This window comes from Rhodosalinus halophilus (assembly GCF_003298775.1).
Lineage (GTDB): Bacteria > Pseudomonadota > Alphaproteobacteria > Rhodobacterales > Rhodobacteraceae > Rhodosalinus > Rhodosalinus halophilus.
The window spans coordinates 1-521 of the sequence record NZ_QNTQ01000060.1; the positions used below are offsets into that span (position 1 = coordinate 1).

The window sequence follows — 521 nt, forward strand, 5'->3', positions numbered from 1 at the left end:
GAAGATCAAGGCGCTGGCGCTCGCGCACCCCGCCTACGGCTGCAACCGGCACGAGGCCATGCTGGCGCTGGAAGGGATCCGCGTTTCGTCGATCACCATCCAGAAGATCCTGCACGACCTCGGGCTCGGCACGAAGATCGATCGCTGGCTCGCGCTCGAGCAGCAGAACGCCGAGAAGGCCATCGAGATCACCTCCGAACAGGTCGCTTTCCTGGAGAAGATGAACCCCTGCTTCCGGGAAAGGCATGTTGAATCAGGCGCTCCGGGCGAATTGCTCTCGGCCGACACGTTCTTCGTCGGCAGCCTCAAGGGCGTGGGCAAGGTCTACCTGCACGCCGTGGTCGATACCTACGGCTCCTACGCCTTCGGCTTCCTGCATGTCTCCAAGCAGCCCGAGGCCGCGGTGGCGGTGCTGCACAACGACGTGCTGCCGTTCTACCGCACCCTCGACCTGCCGGTGAAAGCGGTGCTCACCGACAACGGCCGCGAGTTCTGCGGCACCGAGCGCCATCCCTACGAGC

1 protein-coding gene is annotated in these 521 nt (G+C 64.7%); it reads left to right on the forward strand.

The window, feature by feature from the left end; translation table 11 throughout:
• The coding region (locus DRV85_RS18845; protein ID WP_147238904.1) for a DDE-type integrase/transposase/recombinase at positions 1-521 on the forward strand (521 nt) is incomplete at both ends.